Source organism: Sphingobium sp. IP1 (assembly GCF_002708645.1).
GTDB lineage: Bacteria > Pseudomonadota > Alphaproteobacteria > Sphingomonadales > Sphingomonadaceae > Sphingobium > Sphingobium yanoikuyae.
Map to the genome: position 1 here is coordinate 1 of NZ_NOIW01000197.1, position 4,614 is coordinate 4,614.

Genomic DNA, 4,614 nt, shown 5'->3' on the forward strand with positions numbered 1-4,614 from the left:
GCATTCCGCCGCCGCCTCCGCCGCCCCCGCCGGCGCCGGAATGCTCGCCTGGGCCGTACATTGTCTTCTTCGAATGGGACAAGTCGGACATCACGCCTGACGCCGCCACCATTCTGGACAACGCGGTTTCGGCCTACAGCGCTTGCGGCAATGCCCAGGTCATGCTGGCCGGTCACGCTGACCGTTCGGGCGCAGCCTCGTACAACGTCGGTCTGTCGCAGCGTCGCGCTGACGCCGCCAAGGCCTATCTCGCCTCGAAGGGTATCCCTGACGGCGTGATGACCACCCAGGCCTTCGGTGAATCGAAGCCGCGCGTCGACACCGCGGACGGCGTTCGCGAAGTCCAGAACCGTCGCGTGGAAATCAGCTACGGTCCGGGTTCGGGTCAGTAAGAAATTTCCGTCCTTCGGGATGGAATATGAAGAGGGGCCGGTCGCAAGATCGGCCCCTTTTTCTTGTCCTGCGTTGCTCGCACTGGCTTGTCGGGCGCTGACCTGTCGTGCGTTGGAGTCTGTCGCGATCCGGGGGGAATGGATATCTGTCCGGCATGTCATGTGCTGGGCAGCGTGGACGATCGGCGCATGGGCGGTTGATCATGTCTGCGCTCATGACCGGCCAGCTATTTGCCGGGGCGAACCGATAACGCTGCGATCCGGATTGCTACCGGGCTTCGGCCTGACATATGACACATCGCGATCTCAGGCTATTGCCTCCGGACGGCTCTTTGGGGCGGTGAAGGAGGGGCGTCAGCATGGATGCCATGCTATCTCCCTGCTTTTATTGCGAACGATATGCAGAAGGGTCATGACAAACCGGATCGGATCGGCAACAAAGACGCGTCTGCCGCGTTCGCGCAGTTGTTTCCGTGATCGGGAGTTTGCCATGAAGACCGCCGCCCTGTTCCTTGCCCTGCCTCTGCTCGCTGCCGTGACGGCCTGTGCCGCGACCAGCCAGAGCGCGCCCGCCGCGCCGACCGCCAAGGCCAAGCTGGCCGCTGGCGATGGCAGCGCGCGCGGCACCGCCGTGGTGACCCAGGCAGGCGATGGCCTGCATGTCGTGGTCAAGGCGCAGGGGCTGACGCCGGGCATCCATGCGGTGCATATCCACACCACCGGCGTCTGCACGGGGCCGGACTTCACCAGCGCGGGTGGCCATTGGAACCCGACCAGCCACCAGCATGGCAAGGATAACCCGCAGGGTATGCATATGGGTGACATGCCCAATATGCAGGCCAAGTCCGATGGTAGCGGCGAAATCGAATATGTGGTGCCGGGTGGCACGATCAGCGACGGCGCAACGCCGCTGCTGGATGCCGATGGCGCGGCGATCGTGATCCATGCCCAGGCCGATGATTACAAGAGCGACCCGACCGGCAATGCCGGCGGCCGCGTCGCCTGTGGCGTGTTGAGCGCGGGCTGACGCCTGCCGGACCCGGCGTCCGCGTCAATCGTCGCGGGCGCCGGGATGACCGTCTGCGCGATAGGTTTCGACCGCATGATAGCTCGAGCCGGCATGGCCGAGCCGGCTTTCATAGAGGCTGAATTCGTCCACGGTGAAGGCGGGCGATGCAAGGCCGGCGTGCAGCGCCAGGAAAGGCGCGATATCGCCGCCGTGCCGGCTGAAGCGGGCGAGGGTGATGTGCGGCAGATAGGCGCGGGCTTCGGGCGCGATACCGGCCGATATGCAGGCGCGATCCACCTTGGCATGGAGATGGGCGAGCGGATCGCGCGGCTGCACCCCGGCCCATAAGGTGTCGACCACGCCGCGCCGTTCGAAATAGCCGGCGCCGGCGAGCGCGATGGCGAACGGCTGGAAGCGGACGCCGGCGAGCGCATCGGCAATATCATCCGCCTGATGGCGATCCACTTGCCCGATGAAGCGCAGGGTCAGGTGCAACTGGCCATCATCCTGCCAACGCGCGCCGGGAACGCCGGCCATCTGGGCCAGAAGCTGGCTGCGGATCGTGGCAGGCGGACGGATGGCGACGAACAGGCGGTGCATGAGCGGTAGATAGGGAGAAAGGGGGCTGGTGGATAGGGGCGGGGTGGCGCGGCGGCAATGCGGGCGTCGGGCCTTCAAGGCTGACGATCATTTGCGGCGGTAAAATCCTCCCCTTGCAGGGGAGCATGGTCTGGAAGCGACCAGAAGCGGCCCACCCCATCATCGTCACCCTGAACTTGTTTCAGGGGCCATTCCTCTCAATAGACCAATGACTTGTTAGGCTTGATAGATGCTGAAACAAGTTCAGCATGACGTAGGTGGTCTGGCCGCAATCCACCCTCGATCGCCGTTCACCGGCGCGCCTGGCGCCCCGCTCCCCCGATAGCCGCCCGTCCGCTCCTGGGCGGGAAAGCTGCCCGGCGCGAAGCGAGCAGAAGTGGACATTCCTCCCCGGAACGGGGAGGTGGCAGCGCGAAGTGCTGACGGAGGGGCAAGTGCCTATTAGTGCTGCGCTATCCGGCCTGTGCCCCTCCACCACTCGCTACGCGAGCGGTCCCCCTCCCCGGTACGGGGAGGAATGTCTACTTCCCACCCACTTCGTCATGCCAGCCTTCGCTGGCATGACGGGATAAGGGGCATTGCGCACCCTACCCATCCTCGCCATTCGGCGGGCGTCGGACTTGTGTGCGCGCGGTCTAGCGTGGTTTCGCGATTTCCACCGCATAGATGGCGGGGCTGCCGGCGACATTGCTGCGATAGACCAGCCATTTGCCGTCGGGCGTGAAATGCTGGTTGGGTTCGAGCGTGTAGTCGTGGCTTGCGAGATCGACGAGCCGTTCCGTCTCCAGCGTGCCGGTGGCGATCAGCGTGTCGCCGTTCAGCGTGTTGCGGGCGCGGGGATTGTCGTCGGGGCGGGGGTGAAAGAGGCTGATATATTTGCCGTCATTGGCGCCATCGCCGGAGAAGCTGCGGCCGTCGGGCGATGAGGCGAAATGATAGGAGCCCTGGCCGGGGCGGATCGCATACCAGCGGCGCGCGCCATTGGCGACGTCATGGCCGGCGAGCCAGCGCATCCCCTGTGGCATGATGAGGTCATACCAGATGGTGCGGCCGTCGGGCGCCCAATATTCATGGCCGGCAATCTCGCCCTGCAGGATGCGCTGATGCACCTTGGTCTTGGCGCTGCCGTCGGTGCGGATGGTCCAGATGCGGTCGACCTGCTGCCAGGGGCCTTCATGGCAATACATCAGCAGATCGGGATCGGTCGGCGAGAATTGGACATGGTTGAGCCAGTCCTTCGACGCGGTGATGCGGCGCTGCTGGCCGGTGGCGATGTCGATCGCGAAGATTTCCATCGGCACACCGGCGGCGAGCCGGGCCTCCATCCATTTTTCCTTGGCGGCGGCGAACGAGAGAGGGCGGCCCTGATCGTCTGTGCCGCTATAGCTGGGCGAGCCGGTCTTGGGATCGCGCTTGCCCTGGGCGGCGATGGCGGGCGGCGGCGGGGCGAGTTCGCGATGGCCGGCGAGCAGCGTGTCGTTAGCATTGATGGATTCGATGCGGCCACCCGGCATGTCCGCGATACGGCGGCGCTTGCCGCTGTCGAGATCGACCGACCAGACGATGAAGGAGGGCTCGCCCTCGCTGCTGCCGGTCGGGTTGGTGGTATAATAAGCGACATTGGCGCGGTGGCCGACGAACAGCAGCCGGTCGACCTTTTCCTTCAGCACCAGCCGGGTGGTCCAGTTGCTGGTGTCGGCGACGCGGATCCCCTCCGGCGTCAGATAGACCATGCGCTTTCCGTCGGGGGTGAAGGGATTATAATTGAAATAGAGGCCGTAGTTGCCCGGCCGGTCATCGACGCGGACGATGCGGTGGCCGGTGGTCGGGTCAGTCCAGCTGGCGGGGGACGCGGCGGGTGTGGGTGCTTGCGCTGCGACGAGCAGGGGAAGGGCCAGCCCGATCATTGCCTGCCTCAACCGCATCCCATCCTCCCAGTTCAAGTTCAATTTGCGGGATTGGATACCGCATATCGGGAATTTGGCAAGGCGGCTGTGATCTCGGCGCGGCGCGTGCTTGCCGGGCCAAGCCTTTGACAGAGGAGGGCAATAAGGCGCGGGCTTCTGAAATATTCGTGAAATGACGGGGCAAAATCGGGTGGCCACAGACGGGGCGGAGATTTTCCACCCAGATGAAAGGCCATGACATGACTTATCCCTCGCTCCTGACCCTGGGCGCCGCCGCGCTGATGGCGACGCTGGGCGCGCCGGCCATGGCGCAGGCGCCGCATCATGGCGCGAGCCAGCCGGTGAGCAGCAAGGCGCCGGCCAAGAAGCCTGCCCCGGCAAAGGCCCAACCGGCCAAGGCTCAGCCGGCCAAGGCCCAACCCGCCAAGGCCCAGGGGCGTTCGACCGGCGCGGCGCATCAGAAGGCCTGCCGCAATCGCTACAAGAGCTATGACGCCAGGTTGGACAGCTATCTCTATCGCGGCAAGCGGGTGCGCTGCACGCTCTGATCGCGATCGACGCGGGGCGGTGCCGGGGGACGGCGCCGCCCCGTTCCTGTTTTCATGAAGAAGGACGAGGCGCGATGCGCAAGATGATGATCGGGGCGGCGCTGCTGCTCTGTTCGGCGCCGTTGCTGGCCCAGGGGGGCATGGGCGGCGGCATGGGC

At 65.4% G+C, this 4,614-nt stretch carries 5 protein-coding genes; 3 read left to right on the top strand and 2 right to left on the bottom strand.

The window, feature by feature from the left end:
- Positions 1-392: OmpA family protein (locus CG471_RS28980; RefSeq protein WP_143560312.1), on the top strand; the 392-nt coding region annotated here is incomplete at its 5' end.
- A gap of 490 nt (positions 393-882) precedes the next feature.
- Complete coding sequence (locus CG471_RS28985; protein WP_099234568.1) at positions 883-1,419, top strand: superoxide dismutase family protein; 537 nt, start codon at positions 883-885, stop codon at positions 1,417-1,419.
- Positions 1,420-1,443: 24 nt separating this feature from the next.
- Here CG471_RS28985 and thpR read toward each other — a convergent pair whose 3' ends face one another.
- Positions 1,444-2,001, bottom strand: coding sequence for an RNA 2',3'-cyclic phosphodiesterase (gene thpR, locus CG471_RS28990; protein WP_099234569.1), 558 nt, complete (start codon positions 1,999-2,001; stop codon positions 1,444-1,446).
- A gap of 635 nt (positions 2,002-2,636) precedes the next feature.
- Positions 2,637-3,908 carry an oligogalacturonate lyase family protein gene (locus CG471_RS28995; protein ID WP_099234570.1) on the bottom strand — a complete coding sequence of 424 codons (1,272 nt, stop codon included), beginning with the start codon at positions 3,906-3,908 and terminating at the stop codon, positions 2,637-2,639.
- Between the two features lie 239 nt (positions 3,909-4,147).
- On the opposite strand from CG471_RS28995, the gene CG471_RS29000 reads away from it, so the two are divergent.
- Positions 4,148-4,456, top strand: a complete 309-nt coding sequence (locus tag CG471_RS29000) for a BA14K family protein (RefSeq protein ID WP_257211734.1) — start codon at positions 4,148-4,150, stop codon at positions 4,454-4,456.
- The last annotated feature ends 158 nt before the right edge of the window (positions 4,457-4,614 follow it).